General features: G+C 73.9%; 15 protein-coding genes. 6 read left to right on the top strand and 9 right to left on the bottom strand.

Annotated features, from left to right (window positions below; all coding sequences use genetic code 11):
* Positions 1-12 precede the first annotated feature (12 nt).
* The 3 genes from ACFFXY_RS11155 (at position 13) to ACFFXY_RS11165 (ending at position 6,816) form a co-directional block, all read left to right on the top strand.
* Positions 13-1,230 carry a glycoside hydrolase 5 family protein gene (locus ACFFXY_RS11155; protein ID WP_382349784.1) on the top strand — a complete coding sequence of 406 codons (1,218 nt, stop codon included), beginning with the start codon at positions 13-15 and terminating at the stop codon, positions 1,228-1,230.
* Complete coding sequence (locus ACFFXY_RS11160; protein WP_382349787.1) at positions 1,223-4,255, top strand: alpha-mannosidase; 3,033 nt, start codon at positions 1,223-1,225, stop codon at positions 4,253-4,255. The genes ACFFXY_RS11155 and ACFFXY_RS11160 overlap by 8 nt, the downstream gene beginning before the upstream one ends.
* Before the next feature lie 152 nt (positions 4,256-4,407).
* A complete protein-coding gene (locus ACFFXY_RS11165; protein ID WP_382349790.1) occupies positions 4,408-6,816 on the top strand; it encodes an ATP-binding protein in 2,409 nt (802 codons plus the stop codon).
* A gap of 21 nt (positions 6,817-6,837) precedes the next feature.
* Here ACFFXY_RS11165 and ACFFXY_RS11170 read toward each other — a convergent pair whose 3' ends face one another.
* The 5 genes from ACFFXY_RS11170 to ACFFXY_RS11190 form a co-directional block, all read right to left on the bottom strand.
* Complete coding sequence (locus ACFFXY_RS11170) at positions 6,838-7,827, bottom strand: hypothetical protein (protein ID WP_382349793.1); 990 nt, start codon at positions 7,825-7,827, stop codon at positions 6,838-6,840.
* Between the two features lie 2 nt (positions 7,828-7,829).
* Positions 7,830-8,405, bottom strand: a complete 576-nt coding sequence (locus ACFFXY_RS11175; RefSeq protein ID WP_382349796.1) for a hypothetical protein — start codon at positions 8,403-8,405, stop codon at positions 7,830-7,832.
* A gap of 163 nt (positions 8,406-8,568) precedes the next feature.
* A complete protein-coding gene (locus tag ACFFXY_RS11180) occupies positions 8,569-12,795 on the bottom strand; it encodes a glycosyl hydrolase family 28-related protein (RefSeq protein WP_382349799.1) in 4,227 nt (1,408 codons plus the stop codon).
* Between the two features lie 278 nt (positions 12,796-13,073).
* Complete coding sequence (locus ACFFXY_RS11185; RefSeq protein WP_382349802.1) at positions 13,074-13,340, bottom strand: hypothetical protein; 267 nt, start codon at positions 13,338-13,340, stop codon at positions 13,074-13,076.
* A 119-nt stretch (positions 13,341-13,459) separates the two neighbouring features.
* Positions 13,460-15,571: a right-handed parallel beta-helix repeat-containing protein gene (locus ACFFXY_RS11190; protein WP_382349805.1), complete on the bottom strand. Its 2,112-nt coding sequence runs from the start codon at positions 15,569-15,571 to the stop codon at positions 13,460-13,462.
* A gap of 197 nt (positions 15,572-15,768) precedes the next feature.
* Between ACFFXY_RS11190 and ACFFXY_RS11195 the strand changes: the two genes are divergently transcribed.
* From ACFFXY_RS11195 to ACFFXY_RS11205, 3 genes are all read left to right on the top strand, one after another.
* Positions 15,769-16,809: a LacI family DNA-binding transcriptional regulator gene (locus ACFFXY_RS11195; protein ID WP_382349808.1), complete on the top strand. Its 1,041-nt coding sequence runs from the start codon at positions 15,769-15,771 to the stop codon at positions 16,807-16,809.
* A 91-nt stretch (positions 16,810-16,900) separates the two neighbouring features.
* Entirely contained in the window at positions 16,901-17,260 is a 360-nt protein-coding gene (locus ACFFXY_RS11200) for a hypothetical protein (RefSeq protein ID WP_382349811.1), read from the top strand.
* A gap of 52 nt (positions 17,261-17,312) precedes the next feature.
* Positions 17,313-18,137, top strand: a complete 825-nt coding sequence (locus ACFFXY_RS11205) for an alpha/beta fold hydrolase (RefSeq protein ID WP_382349814.1) — start codon at positions 17,313-17,315, stop codon at positions 18,135-18,137.
* A 45-nt stretch (positions 18,138-18,182) separates the two neighbouring features.
* On the opposite strand, the gene ACFFXY_RS11210 is transcribed toward ACFFXY_RS11205, so the two are convergent.
* From ACFFXY_RS11210 to ACFFXY_RS11225, 4 genes are read right to left on the bottom strand one after another with little or no spacing between them, the layout of a single operon-like run.
* Positions 18,183-19,355 carry an ABC transporter permease gene (locus ACFFXY_RS11210; protein WP_382349817.1) on the bottom strand — a complete coding sequence of 391 codons (1,173 nt, stop codon included), beginning with the start codon at positions 19,353-19,355 and terminating at the stop codon, positions 18,183-18,185.
* Positions 19,342-20,010: an ABC transporter ATP-binding protein gene (locus tag ACFFXY_RS11215; protein ID WP_382349820.1), complete on the bottom strand. Its 669-nt coding sequence runs from the start codon at positions 20,008-20,010 to the stop codon at positions 19,342-19,344. Before ACFFXY_RS11215 ends, ACFFXY_RS11210 begins: the two co-directional genes overlap by 14 nt.
* On the bottom strand, positions 20,007-21,047 hold the full coding sequence (locus ACFFXY_RS11220) for a peptidoglycan-binding protein (RefSeq protein WP_382349823.1): 1,041 nt from the start codon (positions 21,045-21,047) through the stop codon (positions 20,007-20,009). Before ACFFXY_RS11220 ends, ACFFXY_RS11215 begins: the two co-directional genes overlap by 4 nt.
* The gene (locus ACFFXY_RS11225; protein WP_382349826.1) at positions 21,044-21,547 is read right to left on the bottom strand and encodes a hypothetical protein; all 504 of its coding nucleotides are present in this window, start codon (positions 21,545-21,547) and stop codon (positions 21,044-21,046) included. Before ACFFXY_RS11225 ends, ACFFXY_RS11220 begins: the two co-directional genes overlap by 4 nt.
* Positions 21,548-21,558: the final 11 nt, after the last annotated feature.

Here is a 21,558-nt window from a genome sequence, read left to right on the forward strand (position 1 = left end):
GAGAGGTTTCCCATGAGGTTCGGCGTCAACTACACGCCGCGCGTCGGATGGTTCCACCACTGGACCGATTTCGACGCGGACGAGGTCGCCCGCGACTTCGACGCGATCGGCGGGCTCGGCGCCGACCATGTGCGCGTGTTCCCGCTGTGGCCGGTGTTCCAGCCCAACCCGACGACGGTGAGCGCGGCGGCGCTGCGCGCCCTCGACCGGGTCATCGAGCTCGCGGGCGAGCGCGGGCTCGACGTGGCCGTGGACGGCCTCCAGGGCCACCTGTCGAGCTTCGACTTCCTGCCGTCCTGGCTCGTCTCCTGGCACCGGCGCAACATGTTCGTCGACGAGGACGCCATCAGTGCGACTGCCCGCTACCTGGAGACCCTCGCGCGCGCCGTCGCGGCGCACCCGAACACGTTCGCGTTCACCGTCGGCAACGAGGTCAACCAGTTCACCGGCACCGTGCACCCCGACCCGCACCCGGCCACGAGCGGTCAGATCACGACCTGGCTGGACCGGATGCTCGGCGCGATCCGCGCCGGGGCGCCCGGCCTGCTGGCGCTGCACGCCTGCTACGACGCGAGCTGGTACGACGAGACGCAGCCGTTCACGCTCGAACACGTGGCCCGCCAAGGGGACCTGAGCGTCGTCCACTCCTGGGTCTTCAACGGCACCGCCCAGCGGTTCGGGCCCGACGCGTTCGAGACCCGCGCGCACGCGCGCTACATGGTCGAGCTCGCCCGCGCGTTCCAGACCGACCCGGGCCGCGGGATCTGGGCGCAGGAGCTCGGCGCGCCGCGGAACGTGCTGCCCGATGCGTCCGTGCCGGACTTCATCGACGGCACCGTGGAGCAGCTTGCGCAGGCCCCGGACCTGTTCGGCCTCACCTGGTGGTGCTCGCACGACGTGAGCCGCGCCCTCGGGGACTTCCCCGAGCTGGAGTACGACCTCGGCCTCATCGACGAGCACGGCCGGATCAAGCCCGAAGGGGTGCGCGTGCGCGAGGCCGTCGAGGCGGCGCGCAAGGCCGCCCCCGCCGACGCCTCCGGCGCGCCCGTGATCGACTTGGACCCGGCCGCCGACGGCGGCCGCGCGGCGCTCGCCCCCGGCGGCGCGTTCTGGACGTCCTACATGGACCAGGCGCGGCGCGGCCGGCACCCCCGCATCCGCCTCGCAGAGAACCCCGTCCACGCGCACGACGCCGTGCCCGTGCAAGAAGGAAGTGCCGCAGATGCATGACGACCAAGCCCTCACGATGGGCCGCGTCACCCGGGTCCTGGCCGAGCGCCTGCGCCCGGCGATCCACTCCGACCCGCGCCCCCTCGACCTCGCCGCGCACGTGGTGGACGGCGAGCCGATCCCCGTCGCCGAGGGCCTGGGCGCCGAGTACGCGCCGATGGCCGTCGGGGACCGGTGGGGCCGCGCCTGGGGCACGACCTGGCTCCGCCTCACCGGCGAGGTCCCCGCGTCCTTCGCGGGCCGCCGCGTCGAGATCGTCGCCGACCTCGGCTTCGACGTGAACATGCCGGGCTTCCAGGCCGAGGGGCTCGTGTACACGCCCGGCGGCGAGCCGGTGCGCTCGCTCAACCCGCGGGCGCAGTGGATCCCCGTGTCGCCCGCGGCGCGCGGCGGCGAGGCGATCGAGTTCTTCGTGGAGGCCGCCTCGAACCCGGTGCTCCTGGACTACCACCCGTTCCTGCCGACCGAGGAGGGTGACGTGCTCACCTCCGGCGACGAGGAGCTGTACCGCGTGCGCCGCGTGGACGTGTGCGTGTTCGAGCAGGAGGTCTTCGAGCTCGTCCACGACGTCGAGGTGCTCCACCAGCTCGCCGCCGAGCTGCCCGAGGAGTCGGCGCGGCGCGCGAAGATCCTCCGGGCCCTGAACGCCGCGCTCAACCGCGTGGACCTCCAGGACGTCGCGGGCACGGCCGCCGCGGGCCGCGAGGAGCTGCGCGAGGTCCTCGCCAGCCCGGCCGAGCCCAGCGCGCACCGGATCACCGCGGTCGGCCACGCGCACATCGACTCCGCGTGGCTGTGGCCGCTGCGCGAGACCGTGCGCAAAGTGGCCCGCACCTCCAGCTCCATGGCGACCCTCATCGACGAGGACGACGAGTTCGTCTACGCGATGTCGAGCGCGCAGCAGTACGCGTGGATGAAGCGCGACCGCCCCGAGGTCTTCGCGCGCGTCAAGCAGGCCGTGGCCGCGGGCCGCTTCGTGCCCGTGGGCGGCATGTGGGTCGAGTCCGACGCGGTCCTGCCGTCCGGCGAGAGCCTCGTGCGGCAGATCAGCCAGGGCCAGCGGTTCTTCAAGGAGGAGTTCGGGATCGAGTGCCGCGGCGCGTGGCTGCCCGACAGCTTCGGCTACTCCGGGGCGCTCCCGCAGATCCTCTCCGGCGCCGGGTACGAGTGGTTCCTCACCCAGAAGATCTCCTGGAACCAGGTCAACCGCTTCCCCCACCACACGTTCCTGTGGGAGGGCATCGACGGCAGCCGGATCTTCACCCACTTCCCGCCCATGGACACCTACAACTCGCAGCTCTCGGGCGAGGAGGTCGCCCGCGCGGCCCGCCAGTTCAAGGAGAAGTCCGTCGCGCGCCACTCCCTGGCCCCGACCGGCTGGGGCGACGGCGGCGGCGGCACCACCCGCGAGATGCTCGCGCGCGCCAAGCGCCTCGCGAACCTCGAAGGGAGCCCGCAGGTGTCCTTCGGGACGCCGGACGACTTCTTCGAGCGGGCGAAGGCCGAGCTCCCCGACCCCGGCGTGTGGCGCGGGGAGCTGTACCTCGAACTCCACCGCGGCACGTTCACCACCCAGCACCGCATGAAGCAGGGCAACCGCACGAGCGAGCGGCTCCTCGCCGAGGCCGAGCTGTGGGCCGCGTCCGCCGCCGTCCGCGCCGGGCGCGACTACCCGTACGAGGAGCTCGACGCCCTCTGGCAGGAGGTGCTGCTCCTCCAGTTCCACGACATCCTCCCCGGCACCTCCATCGCCTGGGTCCACCGCGAGGCCCGTGAGCGGTACGAGCGCGTCGCGACCTCGTTGCGCCGCATCATCGCCGACTCGCTCCAGGCCCTCGGCGCGGCCGGGGAGGCCGACGGCCTCGACGCCGCGCCCGTCGGCGAGCGGCTCGCCGTCAACGCCGCGCCGTTCCCGCGCCGCGGCGTCCCGGCCGCCTCGGTCGCCCCCGCCGGCCCCGCCGCGCCCGTCTCGGCACGGGCCGAAGGGGACGGGTTCGTCCTCCAGAGCGAGGCCGCGCGCGTCGAGATCGACGGGAGCGGCCACGTCCGCAGCCTCATCGACCTCGACTCCGGCCGCGACGCCGTCGCCCCGGGCCGCGCCGGGAACGTCCTCCAACTGCACCAGGACTTCCCGAACATGTGGGACGCCTGGGACGTGGACGCGTTCTACGCGGGGATGCGCGACGACCTCGACGGGCCCGCCGACGTGTCCCTCGACGGCGACGCCGTCGTGGTGCGCCGGAAGTTCGGCGAGTCCTCGATCGAGCAGCGGCTCACCCTCGCCGACGACGGCCGCCTGCTCGTCATCGACTGCGACGTGGACTGGCGCGAGGAGGAGAAGTTCCTCAAACTCGCGTTCCCCGTCGCCGTGTTCACCGACGAGGTCGTCGCCGAGACCCAGTTCGGGTACCACCGCCGCGCCAACCACGCCAACACCTCCTGGGAGGCCGCGCGGTTCGAGACGCACGCGCAGCGCTGGTTCCTGGTGCGCGAACCGGGCTTCGGCGTCGCGTTCCTCAACGAGTCCAGCCACGGCTTCGACGTCGCCCGCGAGAGCGCGGGCCGCGACGTGGTCCAGAACGCGCGCTTCTCGCTCCTGCGGGCCCCGCGCTTCCCCGACCCGCGCGCCGACCGCGGCCGCCACCGCATGCGCTTCGGCGTGCTCGCCGGGGCCACCGTCGAGTCCGCGACCGAGGCGGGCTGGGCCCTCCAGTCGCCGCTGCGCGCCGCGACCGGCGCGGCCGTGCCCGCGCTCGCGACCTCGAAGGACCCCGCGGTCGTCGTCAGCGCCGTGAAACTCGCCGACGACCGCTCCGGCGACCTCGTGGTGCGCCTCTACGAGTCCACCGGCTCGCGGGCCGCGACCGCGATCGCGCTCACCGGCTTCGAGGCGGGCCGGGTCGTCGCGGCCGACCTGCTCGAACGCCCCGGGGAACCGATCGCGACCGAGCCGACCGCCGACGGCGTCCTGGTCCCGGTGACGCTCCGCCCCTTCGAGGTGGCCACCCTCCGCATCGCGCGCTGAGACGAGACGGCCCGACCGGGAACCGCCCGGTCGGGCCGTCCCGCGCCCGGATGCGGCGAGACACCGGCAGGAAACCGGCGGGAATTCGGCGGGGTGGAGGGACCGCACGTCGGACGTGCGTTCAGTTCGATCAGTTGCCTTACGATGACGCCATGAGCGATCGAGCAGCCCTGGTCCGCATTGATCTCCGGCGGCTCAGGACCGAGGCGCTGCTGACCCAAGAAGAGCTCGCTTTCAAAGCGGGCGTGGGCATCCGCACGATCCGCGACATCGAGGCGGGGCGGGCCCGGCCGCAGACCGGGACGCTCCGGCTGCTCCTGCGGGCGCTCGGCGACTCCGGCGCGGACCCGCACCTCCAGCCCCCGCCCGCCCCCGTCCCCAGGGAGCTGCCGCGCGCCCTCGCCGCGTTCGCCGGGCGCGGACCCGAGCTGGAGGCCGTCACCGGGGCCGTCGAGGACGGCGCCGCCGTCGTCGCCGTCCACGGCATGGCGGGCGTCGGCAAGACCTCCCTCGCGGTGCGCGCCGCGCACGACCTCGCCGACCGCTTCCCCGACGGGCAGCTCTTCGTGGACCTGCACGGCTTCACCGGCACCGGCCCGCGGCCCGACCTCGAATCGGTCCTCTCGCGCATCGTCCGCAGCTTCGACACGACCGGCCGCGCCCGCCCCGAGGAGTTCGACGAGCTCGCCGCCGCCTACCGCAGCGCCCTCGCCGGGAAGCGGGTGCTCCTGCTGTTCGACAACGCGGCCGACGCCGCCCAGATCGAGTCCCTCCTGCCCGGCACGCCCGGCAGCCTCGTCATCGCCACCAGCCGCCGCGACCTGTCCGTCCTCGCCGACGTCCACTCCGTGCCCCTCGGGCCCCCGCCGCTGCGCGAGGCCGTGGCGATGCTCGGCGCCGGCGCGGCGGGCCGGTTCACCGCCGACGAGGCCGCCGCCATCGCCGAACGCTGCGGCCGCCTCCCGCTCGCGATGGGCCTCGCCGCCGCCCGCCTGCGCAGCCGCCCCCAGTGGCGCGCCCGCGACCTCCTCGCGCGCCTCGCGGACGAGGACCTCCTGCTCGACGAGCTCGGGACGGGCCACCGCGGCGTCGCCGCGGCCCTCCACGCCTCCTACCGCGAACTCGACGCCGACCACCGGCGGCTCCTGCGCCTCCTGGGCCTGGTCCCCGGCGGCGACGCCGACGCCCGCGCGGCGGCCGCGGTGTGCGGCACCGACGAGCGGACCGCCTCCGGCCTCATCGAGGACCTGGTGGACGTGCACCTGGTCGAGACCCGCTCCTCCGGGCGCTACCGCCTCCACGACCTGGTCCGGATCTTCGCCGCGCACCTCGCCGTCCGCGAGGAGCCCCGAGCCGAGCGCACCGCCGCGCTCTCGCGGCTCCTCGCCCTGTACCTGCACCTCGCCTACCAGGCCGCCGCCCGCCTCCACCCGAACAAGCGCCGCTTCACCGAGGGCGCCGCCGCCCACGACCTCGGCCTCCCCGCGGCCGCCGACCAGCAGGAGGCCCTCGCCTGGTTCCAGGCCGAGCGCGGCAACCTCGAAGCGGCCGTCACCGCCGCGGCCGACGCGGGCCTCAACGAGCAGGCCTGGCACCTCGCGACCGCGTTCAACGCGTTCTTCGTGCACGACTCCGACATCGGGCCCCACACCGCCGTCAACCTCGTCGCACTCGCCATCGCCGAATCCACAGGGGACATCCGCAAGGAGGCGTTCACGCTCGGCGACACCGGCCGCCGCCTCCTCGCTGCGGGCCGCAACGCCGAGGCCGTCGCGTGCCTCGAACGCTCCGTCGCCCTCAAACGCGAGCTCGGCGAGGAGTCCGACGCCGCGCTCACCCTCGCCAACCTCGGCATCCTCCACCGCCGCTGCGGGCGCTTCGCGCAGTCGGCGGCCGTCCACGCCGAGGCGCTGGCGCGGGCCGAAGCGGTCGGCGACACCGCCGCCGCCGCGCTCATCAGGACCAACATGGTCGTGCCGCTGCTGCGCCTCGGCCGCTTCGACGACGTGGAGCGGTGCCTCGCCGCCGCCGAGGCCCGCCTCGACGCGGGCGACGAGCACAACCGCGTCCGCATCGAGTCCTTCCGCGGCGTCCTGGCCCGCGAGACCGGCGACCCGGCCGGGGCCGCGGCCGTCCACCGCGCCTGCCTCGACTCCTACGGGGGCGAGAGCGACACGGCCGACGTCACCGAGACCCTGGTGGAACTGGGGGAGGACCTCCTGCGCCTCGGCGAGGCCGGGGAGGCCGCCGTCCACTTCGAGCGCGCTGTGGACCACTCGGTGAAGCTCGTGGACCCGTCCCTGGAGCGCACCGCCCGCAACGGCCTCGGCCGCGCCCTCACCGCGCTCGGCGAGCCCGGCGAGGCCCTCGCCCAGCACGAGCGGGCCGCCGCGCTGGCCGCGTCCCATGAGGACGCCTACGAGTCCGCCCGCGCCCACCTGGGCCTCGCGGACGCCGCCCGCGCCGCGGGCGACGAGGACGCCGCGCGCACCCACCTGGGCCTCGCGGCCGACGGCTTCGCCGCGTGCGGCCTGCCGGAGGCCGGACCGCACCGCCGCTGACACCCCAAGGGCCGCATTGCCTCAGAGGACGATGCCGTCGACGCCGTTCGGGTTCGGGATCACCCGGCTCGACTCCGCGGGGTCGCCGCTGGCGACCAGGGCCGCGCACTCCTCGAACGCCGCCACGAGGTCCGCGGCCAGCCGCTCCCGGTCGGCCCTGACGACCTCGGCGACCTGCGCGAAGGCCGCGAGCACCTGGTCGTGGAGCACGTCGGGGTCCGGGGAGTCCATCGTCGGCTCGCCCGCGTCTTCGAGCGGCAGCTCCGTGAGGATCTTCTGGATCGTGCCGCCCACCCAGCCGACCGAGGACATCACGGCCGGGCCGCCGGGGACGCCCGCGATGACGCCGATGACGGTGAGCCACCCGATGATCGGCTCCAAATCGAGCTTGGGCCCGGCCGGGCCGTTGTCGATCGCGGTCGCGGCGGCCCGCACCAGCCCGTCGAGGTGGTGACGGACCTTCATCATGATGAGCGCGTCGAGCTGCACCGCGTTCGCGAGCGCGTTGGCCATCGCGAAGTGGGTCTGCGTCGACCTGGTGAGGTGGTCGGAGTAGCCCTCCCGCACCGCCGCCCCGGCCTCGCCGCGCCAGCGCTCGAACCGCTCCTGCACGATCGCGAGCTTCGCGTCCGTCATCGCGCCCTCATAGGACGCGGCCAGGGCGAGCAGGTCCGCGGCCATGGCGTCGAGGTCGCCTTCGTCCTTGTCCACCAGATCGTCCACGCCCACGAGCAGGTCGACGACGAAGTTCGTGGCGAGCGGCCAGCACAGGGCCCGCAGCTCCTCGTCCTCGGCGCGCGTCATGCGCGTGTCGAAGTCGAACAGCCAGGTGTCGTCCGGGTTCTGGATGACGCTGCCGGTGGGGTAGCGCTCGTTGAAGAACGCGTCGTAGCGGGAGCGCACGTACAGCATCTGGAGGGGTTCGCCGAACGCGGCGATCATCTCCTTGAGCTCGTCCTTCGTGGGAGGCCGGTCGTCGTCCATGCTCTGGAAGGTGGGGAACTTCGGCACGGTCAGCGTCCTCCGCGTTCGTCGAGGGGCTCGCGGTCGCCGCCGCGGTCGGTCAGCGTGCCGCGCTGGAACAGCGGCTCGGGCTCGATCGCGTAGTCCTGCCGGTCCACCGGCGGGCCGCCCGTGAGCGCGTCCTCGTAGCCCGACCCGCCTTCGGCGCGGTCGAAGTTGCCGAAGCGGTAGCCGCTGTCGGACTCGTACCCGCCCGCGTCGACCTCCGCGAACGCCCGCGCGGTCGCGCCCGTCAGGTCCTCCCCGGCCATCTCCAGGCCGCGGGCGCTCTCGCGGTCGGACTCCCGGTACGCGTAGCCCGCCTCGGCAACGCTCGCGCCGACGGCCCGGTGGCTGTCGGCGGTCTCCTCCGTCACCGCGTACAGGAACCGGTGGCAGCGCATGACGGCCTCGCCGAGCGCGTTGCCCGCGGGGGAGTCGCTCATCGTCGGGATCAGCCCGCGCCCGGCGCTGCTGCCGATCGCACCGAGCCGGTTCGCGAGCTCGTCGTAGAAGTCGGCCGCGTACGGCAGCGTGATCTCGCCCGCGTCGATGAGGTCGTCGGGGTCAGCTTCGAGGCCGGTCATCGTTGCCGCGCTTTCGATGTCGTCGAATCCAGGGGACGCCGCGCGCCCGGTCCAACGTAGTCCGGGCAAGGTCCCGGGAGAAGGCGGTCGAGCGGCGGTTCACCGGCGGGAAACGCACGCCGGGGCCCGGCCGTGCGGCCGGGCCCCGGGATCTCGTTGCAGATCAGCGGCAGTCGACGCCCTCGTAGCGCAGCGTCGCGACGCCGGCGGTGCCCTCGGCGTCCGTCACGGTCACCGCGACCTCGCCGTCCCGCACCGAGCGGGCCCGCGTCGGGACCTGGACCCGCGCCCGCTCGCCCGGAGCGAGCTCGCCGACGCTGCGGTCCCCGAACGGGGTGGACACCTCGACGAGCAGCGTCTCATTTCCGCCGCTGCTCAACCGGATCACGAGGTGCGCCTTGCGGCCCTTGCACTCCGTGACGGCCGCCGCGTCGAGCCACGTCTGCGGCGCGGACGCGAACACCGCGGTGAGCGCAGTGTCCCCTTGCAGCGCGAACGTGTACCGGGCGTCGGTCGAGACGACCGCACCGGAGCCGTCGCGCCACTCGGCGAACCGCGAGCCCGCCGCCGCCTCGGCCACCGCCGTGATGGTGCTGCCGGTCTCGTACCGGCCCGGCGCGGTCTCGTTGCCCTCGATCGCGGCGGCGCCGCCCTCGCCTGCCGCGGCCGTCAGCGCCGAGGTCGCCATGTTGATCGCCATCGGGTTGACGATCGTCACCGGGCCCCGGCTCGTCGTCCCGTTGTAGCGCATCAGGTTGACGACCGTGACCGCGCTCGACGCGTCGGCGTCCACTGTGTATCCGCCGGGCCCGAGGTTGTCGGTCCCCAGGTTGAACGCCGTCACCGTCGCGCCGTCGCTCGCCGCGATCCCGTCGTGCGAGCCGTACGCGAACGTGTTGCGCACCTCCAGGCCCTCGGCCCCGACCGCGCGCACGAGCACCTCGCGCTCGCGGCTGACGCCGTCGATGACCTGCGCGAAGAGGTTCGCCTCCTCGACCCAGCCGGGAATCCCGTACGCGTTGCGGGTCATGACGTTGCCGTTGGACAGCACGCCGTCCACGACCCCGTCGGAGGCCCCGTCGACGCGCACGCCCTCGGACAGGAAGATGCCGAGCGCGCGCCGCACGAGGAACCCGTCCGCGTCGGCGGTCAGGTCGATCGCGTTCCACGCGTTGTCGAGCCCGACGTTCACGGCGTACACGCCCGGGGCGTCGCCGCGCACCGCGAACGGGTACGCCACGGCGCCGTCCTCGGAGGCCGGGTTGTTCTCCGGGAACAGGACCCGCAGGCCCCGCACCCCGGCGTCCTCGCCGGCGAGGGTCACGACCGCGGGCGCGTCGAGCGCGGCCTCCACCGACGCCTCGTCGGCGCCGTCCTGGCGGCCCTCGTAGGCCATGAGGACCGTGCCCGAGGACTCCACGAGCGAGGTCCGGTTCGGCACCGCCGAGGCCCCGCGCAGCTCGACGCCCGCGGGGACGCTCAGGTGCCCGCGCACGGTGTACCAGCCCGCGGGCAGGTACACGATGCCGCCGCCGGCCTCGCCCGCGTCGTCCAGTGCCGCCTGGATCGCCTGCGTCGCATCGAAGTCCGAGAACTCCTTCGGCGTGCGCGGCACGTCGTACGGCTCCGCCGTGACGTCGAAGAGGCGTGCGGCGGGCCGGGGCGCGTCGCGCGTCTCGGTGAGCGCGGGGACCTCGTCCGGGCCCGCGAGCACCCGCACCTCGCCTTCGAGCGCGCCGTCCACTTCGGTGTCCGTGAGGTTCACGTACCCGTCGGACCCGTTGCGCACCGCGGCCTCCGAGCCTTCGAGGACGCTCGAAGCGAACGAGGAGCCCCACCGCGCGTCGGAGTCCTCCACGAGGACCGCGACATCGGTGTCCACGATCTCGGCGTCCACGAACACGCCGGTGAACGACGCCCGCGGGCCCTTGACCGCCTTGATGCCGACCGCGTAGTCGGCGGCGTGCAGCCCCGTGAACTGGTCCCATTCGAGGTCGGCCAGGACGAAGCCGGTGCCGTGCGCGCGGGTCCAGGCGTCCAGGACCGCCCGGTCGGGCGCGTCGTAGTCCGGGCCCGCCTCGGCCCAGTACGAGTTGTCGAAGCGCACGTCCTCCCACACGCCCACGTCGGCGCCGTTGTACCCGGCCGCGCCCTCGAAGAGGACGGTGCCGGACACGTTGCGCACGTTTGCGAGCTCGTGGCCCTGCGCCCCGGGGCCCTCGCCGCGGTCGTTGCGCGTCGTGGAGATCCCGATGCCGCGGTAGGAGTTGAGGAACGTGACGTCCTCGACCGTGCCGAGCATGTAGTTCTCGTTGCCGCTCCACGCGAGCCCGGGGATCTCCACGGTCCACCCGTAGGGCACCGGGTCGGCGGCGTCCTGCTCCGGGTAGTACGTGGTCAGGCCCACGACCCCGGCGGAGCCGCCGACGCGCAGCAGCGCCGGTCCGTCCTCTCCGGACGGCAGTCGCGCTTCGAGCACCGTGCCGAGCCCTTCGGGCGCGTCGGGGTCGCCGAGCGGCTGCGCGTCGAGGTCGCGGTGGTCGCCGCGGAGCGTGCAGTACGCGTACACCTCAAGGGTGTCGCTCACGACGTAGGTCCCGGCCGGGGCCCAGACCGTGCCGCCGCCCGCGTCGCGGCAGACGGCCAGGGCCTCCTGGATCGCGGCGGTCGAGTCCGCCGCGCCCGTCGGGTCGGCCCCGAACTCGGTGACGTCGAGGTCCGCGACCACGGTGTCGCCGCTCGGGAAGACCGTGTCCGCGAGGCGCGGCTCCAGCGTCGTGTCCGCGATGTCGCGGACCTCGAACGCCTTGAGCCCGTAAGCGCCCCGCTGCGTCGCGCGCTCGTCGAGCGCGAGGCGCACGTACCGGGCCTCGGTCTCCTCGAAGCGCGTGCGGATCGGCCCGCCGCCGAGCGCCCCGGAGGACGCCACGGTGGTGAACTCCTCGCCGTCGCCGGACACCTGGACGCGGTAGACGTGCGCGTAGTCGGCGGTCCAGTCGGCGACGACCTCGTCGAACACGGTCGGCGCGCCGAGGTCCACCTGGACCCACGCGCTGTCCTCGTCGCGCCCGGACACCCACGCCGAGCCGGTCCCGTCGGTGACCGCGCCCGGCTCGCCCGCGCTGGTGGAGCTCGCGGTCGCGGCCGCGCCGCGGGCGAGGTCGGTCGTGGCCTCGGCGGCGAGGAACGCCTCCAGCGAGCCCTCCAGCGCCTCGATCGCGGCGTCGATCTCGGCCTCCGTCGCGTCGGGGTCGTCCAGGACGGCCTGCGCCGCCTCGATCGCCTCGTGCAGCACGGCCTTCGAGCCCGCCGGATACTGGCCGTCGCGCCCGCCCTCGCGGGCCGCGTAGTGCGCGATGTCGGCCTGCTCCACGAGTTCGCGCAGGCCCACGGCTGGGTCGATCTCGCGCGGCACCACGGTCACGGCGAGGCCGTCGAGCCGCACGTCCGCAGTGGAGCCCTCGACCGAGACGCGGAAGTCGGACCCGTTGGAGCGGTTGGTGAGAATCGCGTCCTCCAGCAGCCACGACTGCGAGCCCCAGGACCCGTCGTCGCCCAGCTCGCGCCGCTCGGAGGGCTTGAACATGTCGGGGATGGTGTCCCCCGGCGAGTCGTATTGCAGGAACAGCGATCCGCCGCCCTCCTGCACCGTGGCGTCGACCAGTACCCGGTCGGCGGTGTCGAGCGCGTACGTGTTCGACACGTTGGCGTACACGAAGTTCGTGCCCAGGGCCCGGCCGGTCTGCCAGTAGCCGCGGTCCCCGTCGGTCCCGGTGACGAGCCCGGCGGTGTCGTCGCCCGCGCGGACGGCGATGCCGTGCTCGGCCACCGTGGGGCCGAGGTCCACGCTGGTCCCTTGGGCCACGACGCGGATCGACGCGACGGTCAGCTCCCCGTCAGCGGCCGCGAGCGCGACCTCCGGGTCCGCGGCGGCGCCGAGCGCTCCCGCGGGGAGGGCGACGACGGTGGTGGTCCAGCCGTCGCCGTCGCCGTCCTCCTCCGCGTTCCCGGCGTCGAGTGCCTCGGCGCCGCTCGTCGCCACGACGACCTCTCCCGCGAGGTGGTCGACGACGAGGTATCCGGGGGTCGCGTCGAGCCGGTCCACGTACTCGTCGGCGAGGTCGAGCGCGAGACGCCCGGCCCCGGCGGCGGTGTCGGTGCGCCAGTACTCGCGGCCCGCCTGCTCGCCGGTCGCCTGCGCACCGGCGGTTGGGGCGGTGGTGACGGCGATCCCGTGGGTCCGCGGGACCGCCGACAGGTCGGCGCCGACTCCCGTCGGGTACCGGTCCACTTGGACCGCAGGGGCGGCCGCGGCCGGAAGCACCGGCCACGTCACCGCCAGCGCGAGCACCGCGACGGCGACCGCCGCGCGGCGTGGTATCGGGTTCATGCCCATCCTGATGACCTCTGTTCTCGGACAGCTCTGTCCGGGGATGCGCCGACCGCCGCGCCGCACGGATGGCAGGGGGCGGCGCCGGGTCGGAAAGCGGGTGGGGGACGGCGGGGTCGCCGTGTGATCCGTTGGGGGAGGGACGGTCAAGGTGTCGCACACAAACTAACTCCATAAGAGTTACTAAGTCAAGCAGCGAGCTGCCCCGAGCTCGGAACGGTCAGTGGATCACCGGCCCGGCGTCGTCCGCCCCGGCCCCCCGTCGCGGGAGGGACGGCTCATGCGAGGAGCCGCACCGCCCCGAGGACCGCGAGCGCCGCGGGAACTGCCGCCACCGCCAGCGCGAGGACGGCGCATCCGCTGGACTTCTGGGGAGAGGGGAGCGGCCCGAACTTCGCCATCTCGGCGTCGAACTCCCGCGCCGCGGGATCGTCGTCGTCCACCTTGCGGCCGCTGGCGCGGTCGTGGATCTTCCCCACGCAGGAGTCGCACACGACCCCCTCCGCCTTCACGGGATGCTGCTCGCAGATCCGGCAGTACGCCACCGCGCCTCCTCGATTCACCTGGGGCCGTTCAGATCCGATGCTAGCGGAATCGCGCGTTTCGCGAAGGTCCCGAGGAGGGCGCCGGGCGCGCGGGGTGGTGCGCGCCCGGCGGTCGGGGGTCAGAAGCCGGAGTTGCCGGGGCCTCTGACGACGTTGAAGCCGCTGGAGGCGCTGAGACCTCCGGAGGCGGCCCCGGTGATCTCGGTGTACGAGAACGTGGCGGAGCCGGTCGCCTGGATCTCGATGCCGTAGGTTCCCGCGCCGTCGATGACGACGTCCTCGAACGTGGTGTTCTGGATCGTGCGCTGCCAGCTCATGAGGACGCCCGCGTACGTGCTGTCCTCGATCACCAGGTTCCGCACGGTCACCGGCGCGGTGATGTCGGAGGTGTCGGCGTAGATCCACAGCGCGCCGAACCGGCTGTCCCAGTTCGGTTCCAGGCCCCCGGCTCGCACGAGCGTGTTGCCCTCGACGAGGGTCTCGCCGCTGAACGGCACGGGGCTGAAGCGGGTGCTGACGGCGATGCCCGCCGAGGCCGTGACGGTGTCGGCGACGCGGTTCCCGGTGGCGCTGTTGCCCTCGCCGCCGTAGATCGCGATGCCGTTGGCGAGGTTCGGGGTCTGGACCGTGTTGTCGCGGAACGCCGAGTTCGAGACGGCGGTCCCGTTGGACCACATGGCGAGCGCGTCGTCGCCGGTGCCGCGGACGTGGCTCTGCTCGACCACGGTGTTCCGCGTGCCGCCGTTGAGGTGGATGCCGTCGGCGAAGGTGTTGCGGACCCGCACGCCGGTGACGGTGAGCCCGTCGGTGCCGTTGTGGATCCACAGGCCGACCTTGGCGTGCTCGATCCACACGTTGGACACGGTGGACCCGGGCCCGAAGACGCCCTCGATCGCGGTGTCGGTGGTGATCTGGTCGTCGGGGTCCCGGTAGCGCACGTCGCCGTCGAACATGAAGTCCGACAGGCGGACCTGGCCGCCGGTGGGCTCGATGCCGCCGCGGCCGTTCACGCCCTCCAGCACGGAGTGCCACGGGCCGGCCCCGCGGACGTCCGTCCCGTCGACCTGGACGCGTTCACTGATCTGGAAGCGCCCCTGGGGGATCCACACGGTCCCGTCGGAGCCCGCGGCGCTGATCGCGGCGCGAAGCGCGGCCGTGTCGTCGCCGCCGTCGCCGGGGACGGCCCCGTGCGCGGTGATGTCGACGGCCCCGGCGGGCGCGCTGAGCGGCGCGGCGACCTGCTCGGTGTCGACGAGGTCGATGACGTACGAGGACGCGGTGGACGCCGCGTCCTTCTCCAGGCGCAGCACGGTTCCGGCCGGGAGCGGGTCGATGCGCACGCGCGCCTCGTCGAAGAAGCGGTGCGCGAGCCCGTCGCCGGGGTCGTTGCTGAACGGGTAGGCGCCGTACACCCACGAGTACGCGCTGGTCAGGTCCAGGTCGGTGAGCTTCTCGCCGTCGGCGTAGAGCCCGAGCCCGGCCGAGGCCCCGGCCCCGTTCGCGGAGTCGGGGATCGAGTAGCGCACGACCAGGGAGTCGGTCGGCTCGGTCAGCGTGAACTCGACGTACTCTCCGGTGGCGTCGAGCTGCACGGCCCGGCGGCCCGAGGCCTCGGCGGGCACGGTCCGGTAGGTCCGGTCGGGCCCGAGGACGGTGGCGTTCGTGGCCGCGTCCTCGGCCTCGTACTCGGTGTACGGCAGGTCGGCGCCCTCACCGCCCGTGGCGCCGCCGGGCCCGCCCGGGTCGTCGCCGACGGTCACGGCGAGTCGGTCGAGGTTGACGTTCCCGGAGTCGCTCGCGTCGAAGCGCACTGCGACCTGGTTGGCCCCGGCGTTCAGGTTCACGGCGGCCGTGACGGCGCCCCAGGACGCCCACCCGCCGGTGGCGGGGAGCGCGAGCTGGGTCGCCTTGGCGCCGTTGACATAGAGCGAGAGGGTCATCCCGACTCCGGTGCCGTTGGCGTACCGCAGTTCGACGTCGTGGGCGCCGGCCTGGGTCGCGGTCACGGCGAAGGCCGCCGCGGCGCTGCCCTTGTTGCCGTCGGTGAGGCCGCCGACGTAGCCGGTGCCGGAGTACCCGGCATGCTCGGTCTCGACGCGGGCGCCGCCGCTGAGCGCGGCGTTCTCGGCCTCGATCACGGTGTCGGCCGCGGCGGCCGGGGCCGCGCCGAGCCCCAGGAGCAGCGGGAGCGCGAGGAGCGCGGTGAGCAGGAGTCTGATGCGTCGCTGCATCGTGGTCGTCCCTTCCGGCAGCCGCCAGCGAGCGGCCGCCTATTGACGAACGTTGAAGTATTCGATGGAGTATCGATGATGTATGTGCAGGTGAGGAATGGTTAAGCGCTAAACCTTCGGCCGAGCGTAACGAGGGATGTCAGACTTGTCAACATCGCGAGTCGGCGCACCGCCGCCCGCGCCGAAGGGACCGCTCCGTGCACCTCACGTTGAAGGACATCGCCGCCGAGGCCGGCGTCAGCGCCGCGACGGTCTCCAACGTGATCAACGGGAACCGGGCCCGCGTCTCCGCGGACACCCGCGACCGCATCCTCCGGATCGTGGAGCGCCGCGGCTACGTCCCCAGCGCGCCCGCCCGCAGCCTCGCCGCCCGCTCCTCGCGCATCATCGGCCTGCTCGTGCCCGCCGCCGACCAGGACAGCCTCACGCTCAGCCCGCACACCGCCGGGATCATCGGCATGCTCGAACGCGAGCTGCGCCGCCACGACTACCACCTCCTGCTGCGCGGCATCGCACGCCCGGCCGAGGTCACCGAGGTGCTCCGGTCGTGGAACCTCGACGGGGCCGTGCTCCTCGGGTTCCTCGACGCCGAGATCGACCGGCTGGGGCGCCGGTCGGTCGGGGACGTCGCGCTGGTCGCCATGGACGCCTACGCCGACAACCCTTTGACGCTCGGCGTCCGCTCCGACGACCGCGAGGGCGGGCGCCTGGCCGCCCGCCACCTGCTGGGCCTCGGCCACCGCCGCATCGCCTTCGCGGGCCCGGCGTCCTCGGCCACCGGCGTGGTCCGCCGCCGCTACGAGGGCTTCCGCCTGGCCTTCGCCGAGACCGGCGCCGCATGGGACGAGGACCTGCGGCTCACCGTCGACACCACGCACGCCTCCGGCCGCGAGGCGGGCCTGCGCCTCGCCGCGGACCGCCCCGACGCCACGGCCGTCTTCGCCACCGCCGACGTCCTCGCGATCGGCCTCATGGAGGGCCTGGCCGCGGCGGGCCGGACCGTCCCCGGCGACGTCTCCGTGGTCGGCTACGACGACATCGACATCGCCCGGTACGTCGCCCCGAAGCTCACCACCGTGGCCCAGGACCTCCAGGCCAAGTCCGCCGCGGCCGTGCGGCTCCTGCTCGACCGGCTCGCGGGCGGCGCGCCCCCTGACGCGGCCGTCACGCTCGACGTGCGCCTGATACTGCGCGGCACCACCGCCCCGCCCTGCACTCCTGAGTCGCCGGGTCGTTAGTGCATGCTGCCGCACTCCCGCCGGTGTTTCGCCTTGCGATCAGCGGTTCTGATCCGCAGAATGGGCGGACCTACAGAGTTGGAGACCACCAGTGTTCACGAAGCTCATGAAGCGCGCAATGGTCGTGTGCGCCCTGACGGCGTCCATCCTGGTCGGCGTGACGGCCCCGGCCCAGGCCGCGAACAAGACGATCATCCTGAGCGACAGCGACGGGCGCCAGCTCGGCTACATGGTCTTCTACGACGGCAGCCCCGACAAGTTCAAGGTCTGCGACACCCAGCGCGACGGGCACTCCGTCACCGGCCGTGTCATGCGAGGCGCCGCCATCCTCGGCGAGACCTCCGACGGGAACGACAAGGGCTGCAACACGATGGCCTTCCGGACCTCCGGAACGCAGATGCAGCTGTGGTGGAACGGCCCGGGGAACATCAGCACCTTCGCGAACATCTAGACCCGGCATAGGGGCCGGGGCGGACGAGACCCCGGCTCCTAAGGTTGCGGGCATGCCAATGCACTTCGTCACGCACGGGTCCGGGACCCCCGTCCTCGCGATCCACGGCTGGACCCCCGACCACCGGCTCATGACCGGCTTCCTGGAGCCGTTCTTCGCCCGCCGCGCCGCCGCGCACCCCGGCGGGCCCTCCTACCGGCGCCTCTACCCCGACCTGCCCGGCATGGGGCAGACCGAGATCACCGAGAAGTACCAGGGCTCGGACGACATGCTCGACGCCGTCCAGGGCTTCGTCGACCACATGGTCGGCGACGCGCCGTTCCTCCTCGTCGGCGAGTCCTACGGCGGCTACCTCGCCCGCGCCGTCGCAGGCGCCCGCCCCGAGCAGGTCCTCGGCCTCGCCCTGGTGTGCCCCATCGGGACGGAGGCCCGCCGCTCCAGGCGGACCCTCCCGCCCCACACCGTGATCGCCAGCGACCCCGACCTCATGGCCGGGCTCCTCCCCGCCGACGCCGCCGCCTACGGCGACCTCGCGGTCGTGCAGTCCCCGGAGACGTACCGCCGCTTCCGCAAGGAGGTCGCGCCGGGCCTGGCGCTGGCCGACGACGCGGGCCTGGTGCGGGTGGCGCGGCGGTACGAGCTGACCACCTTCCCCGAGCCCGGGGCGCCGTTCGAGCGGCCCGCGCTCATCGTGACCGGCCGCCAGGACGACAACACCGGGTACGCCGATGTCTATGCGCTGCTTGAGCACTACCCGCGCGCGACCTTCGCCGTCCTCGACCGCGCGGGCCACAACCTCCAGCTCGAACAGCCGGTCCTCCTCGACGCGTTCCTCGACGAGTGGCTCGACCGGGTCGAGGAGGCCGCCGCCCGCTGAGGCCGGGCGGCCCCCGGCCGCGTCGCACCGCGACCGGGGACCGGCTCACGGCGAGGTCAGCGCCTCGGTCGGGGACATGCGGGCGGCCTTGACCGCCGGGTACAGGCCCGCGACCGCGCCGATGGCGGCCGTCGCCGCCACGCCGCCGCCGAGGACCCAGGCGGGGATCGTCGGCGGCCAGTCCTGCCACGCGGCGTAGGCGGCGGTGATGAGGGCCCCGAGGGCCACCCCGCCCGCGCCGCCGAGGAGCGACAGGAGGAGTGACTCGGCGAGGAACTGCCCGCGCACGTCAGCCCGCGTCGCGCCGAGCGACCGGCGCAGGCCGATCTCGCCGCGCCGCTCCAGGACCGACACGACCATCGTGTTCGCCACGCCGACCCCGCCGACGAGCAGCGCGACCGCGCCGATCCCCAGCAGCAGCCCGGTGAACGACGCCTCCGCCGCCTCGGCCGCCACCAGCGCGTCCGAGGGCCGCGAGACCTCGACCTCCTCCGGGTGCGCCGGGTTCGCCGTCGCGCCGAGCACCGACCGCACGTCGGCCACCGCGGTCTCGGCGGCCCGCGTGTACACCTCCGTGGCGTGCAGGTCGAAGTCCAGATAGGCCGCGGCGGCGTCCCACCCGACGAGGGCGGCGTTGTCGAGCTCGGGCGCGAGGTCCACCGGTTCGAGCACGCCGACCACCGCGAACCACTGCCCGCCCAGCCAGATCTGCACGTCCGGACCCGCTTGCACGCCAAGGGAGGCCGCCGCGTCGGCGCCGAGCACGGCGGCCGGGAAGTCGCCGGCGGCGCCGTCGATCCACTGACCCGAGGCGAGCGTGGCCCCCACGACGTCGAGCAGGTCCCCTTCGGCGGCCTTGACCGCGATGCCGCCCGACTCGTTCGCGGGGATCAGGTCGGTCCGGTACACCTTCGCGTCGGACACCGTGCCCGTGGCCGCCGCCGACTCGACCGGGCCGATCCGCTCGATCATCGCGACCGCCTCCAGCGGCAGCTGCGACTCGCCGCCGAACAGCGCCTGCCCCGGCGCGACCGTGAGCAGGTTCGTGCCCAGCTCGTCCAGTTTCCGGTCCAGCTCCGCGGAACTCGACGCCGAGATCCCCACGACCGCCGTCATCGCCGCGATGCCGATCGCGATCCCGATGGCCGACAGCACGACCCGCAGCGGACGGGACCGCAGCCCGTGGACGCCGACGCGCAGCAGGTCAGTCCAGCGCATCGCGCACCACCCGCCCGTCGCGCATCTCGATCCGCCGCGGCAGCCCCGCGGCGACGTCCCGGTCGTGGGTGATCACCACGACCGTGGTCCCGCCCTCGTGGAGCCCCCGCAGCAGCCCCATCACCGCCGCGCCGGAGGCCGAGTCGAGGTTCCCCGTGGGCTCGTCGGCGAGCAGCAGGCGCGGCCCGCCGACGATCGCCCGCGCGACGGCGACGCGCTGCCGCTCGCCGCCGGACAGCTCGTGCGGACGGTGCCCGACCCGGTGCGAGAGGCCGACCCGGTCGAGCGCCGCCGCCGCGGCCTCGCGGCGCCTCGCCCGCGCCTCGCCCCGGTACAGGAGCCCGTCAGCGACGTTGTCGAGCACCGGGACGCCTTGCGCGAGATGGAACTGCTGGAACACGAAGCCCAGCTCGGCGGACCGCAGCCGCGACAGCCGCCGGTCCGACAGGGCCGAGACGTCCTCGCCCGCGACCCGGACCGTCCCCGACGTGGGCCGGTCGAGCGTCCCCGCCAGGTGCAGCAGCGTCGACTTCCCCGACCCCGAGGGGCCGACGATCGCGACCAGCTCGCCGTCGCCGATCGACACCGTCACCCCGTCGAGGGCCCTCGCGCCCGGATACGTCTTCACGACCTCCTCCAGCTCCACGACGCTCACGACGGCACCGCCACGGCCATGCCCGCCTCCAGGTCGCCCTCGACCTCGACGCGACCGTCCGCGAACACGCCCGTCTCGACCGGCACCAAGGCCGTGGACGCGCCGTCGACGACCTCGACGCCGTACCCGCCCTCGCGCAGGGCGAGCAGCGCCTCCACGGGCACCGTGAGCACGTCCTCCCGGGTCTCGGACACCAGCTCGACCTCCACCGGCGCCGACACCAGGTCCCCGAGGGCCGCCTGGTCGTCCACAGCCACCGTCACCTCGATCGTCTCCGGCTCCTCCGCGCCCTCCTCCTGCGACCCGGACACGGTCTGCCCGACCGCGGACACCGTGCCCGCGGTCGCGGTACCGTCAGGCAGCGTCACCGTCACGGCCTGGTCCACCGCGACCAGATCCTGGTCGGCGATCTCCAGCTGCACCGTGACCCGCCGCTCTCCGGAGGTGTGCGTCAGGATCGCGCCGCTCGCCGGATCGCCCACGGCCGCGACCTGGTCGGCGATCCGGACCGGCTCGGGCGAGAACAGGACGTCGCCGACGGCCACGACCCCCGTCTCCTCGGCCCCGCTGTCCTCCTGCCACCGCTCGACCGCGTCGGCCGTCGCCTCCGTGTACGCGTCGTCCTCGGTGAACCCGCCGTACCCGAGGTCCACGAGGTTCGACTCCAGTTGCGCCACATCGGGACCCTCGACCCCCGGCGCGAGGTCCCGCCACAGCGGCAGGCTCCCGGCCATAGCCAGCACCGGGATGTTGTCGACGTCGTACACCGCGTCGCCCGCGCCGACGACGGTCCCCGGCTCCGGCAGCCACGTCACGACGCCCGGCTTCGCGCCGTTCAGCGTGTGCGCCTCGCCGTACGAGAGCGTGCCGACGACCTCCTCCGAACGCGCCATGTCCTGGCGCTCCACCGTCGCCGTCGCACCCGGCTGGTCGGCCGCCGCCTCCGGCTCGGCCCCGGTCCAGTAGATCGCCCCGGCCGCGGCCAGCCCCGCCGCCGCGACCGTGCCGCCCGCGATCACCGCGGTCCGCCGCCTCACTGGTCCCGCACCTCTCCGAGGACGTCCTGGCACGCCTCGATCGCGGCGTCCCACTCCGGGTCCGCCTGCCCGTCCTCCAGCAGCGTCGGCCCGAAGCCGTCCTCGCCCGGGTCGGGCATGTCCTCGACCCCGTTCTCGCGCATGCACTGCGAGAACTCCAGCAGCGACGCCTGGACCTCCGGGTCGTCGAGGCCCTGCTCGCCCGAGGCCAGGTGGTCCTGGCACGCCTCGACCGCCTCCGGCTGGTCCTCCATGATCTCCCGCAGCTCCTCGCCGCCCGCGAAGCCGCCGTCAGGATCGGGGTCGGGGAAGTCGACCCCCTGCTCCCGCATGCATTCCGCGAACGCCTGGAGCGCCTCCTCCTGACTCAGCTCCTCTTCAGTGGCCTCCTCGGACGCGGTGCCGCCGGCGCTGGCGACCTCGTCCTCGGGTTCGTCGCTACAGGCGGCGATCAGCGCCAGGGCCGACATCGCGACCGCGGCGAGCAGTACTCGTCTCATCTGGGGTCTCC

The sequence above is a fragment of the Glycomyces mayteni genome (genome assembly GCF_042428885.1).
Classification (GTDB): domain Bacteria; phylum Actinomycetota; class Actinomycetes; order Mycobacteriales; family Micromonosporaceae; genus Glycomyces; species Glycomyces mayteni.

Excerpts from the sequence above, each read along its gene's own strand:
- ACFFXY_RS11155 (WP_382349784.1), top strand. The coding sequence starts at position 13 with ATGAGGTTCGGCGTCAACTACACGCCGCGCGTCGGATGGTTCCACCAC.
- ACFFXY_RS11160 (WP_382349787.1), top strand. The coding sequence starts at position 1,223 with ATGCATGACGACCAAGCCCTCACGATGGGCCGCGTCACCCGGGTCCTG.
- ACFFXY_RS11165 (WP_382349790.1), top strand. The coding sequence starts at position 4,408 with ATGAGCGATCGAGCAGCCCTGGTCCGCATTGATCTCCGGCGGCTCAGG.
- ACFFXY_RS11175 (WP_382349796.1), bottom strand. The coding sequence starts at position 8,405 with ATGACCGGCCTCGAAGCTGACCCCGACGACCTCATCGACGCGGGCGAG.
- ACFFXY_RS11180 (WP_382349799.1), bottom strand. The coding sequence starts at position 12,795 with ATGAACCCGATACCACGCCGCGCGGCGGTCGCCGTCGCGGTGCTCGCG.
- ACFFXY_RS11190 (WP_382349805.1), bottom strand. The coding sequence starts at position 15,571 with ATGCAGCGACGCATCAGACTCCTGCTCACCGCGCTCCTCGCGCTCCCG.
- ACFFXY_RS11205 (WP_382349814.1), top strand. The coding sequence starts at position 17,313 with ATGCCAATGCACTTCGTCACGCACGGGTCCGGGACCCCCGTCCTCGCG.
- ACFFXY_RS11210 (WP_382349817.1), bottom strand. The coding sequence starts at position 19,355 with ATGCGCTGGACTGACCTGCTGCGCGTCGGCGTCCACGGGCTGCGGTCC.
- ACFFXY_RS11225 (WP_382349826.1), bottom strand. The coding sequence starts at position 21,547 with ATGAGACGAGTACTGCTCGCCGCGGTCGCGATGTCGGCCCTGGCGCTG.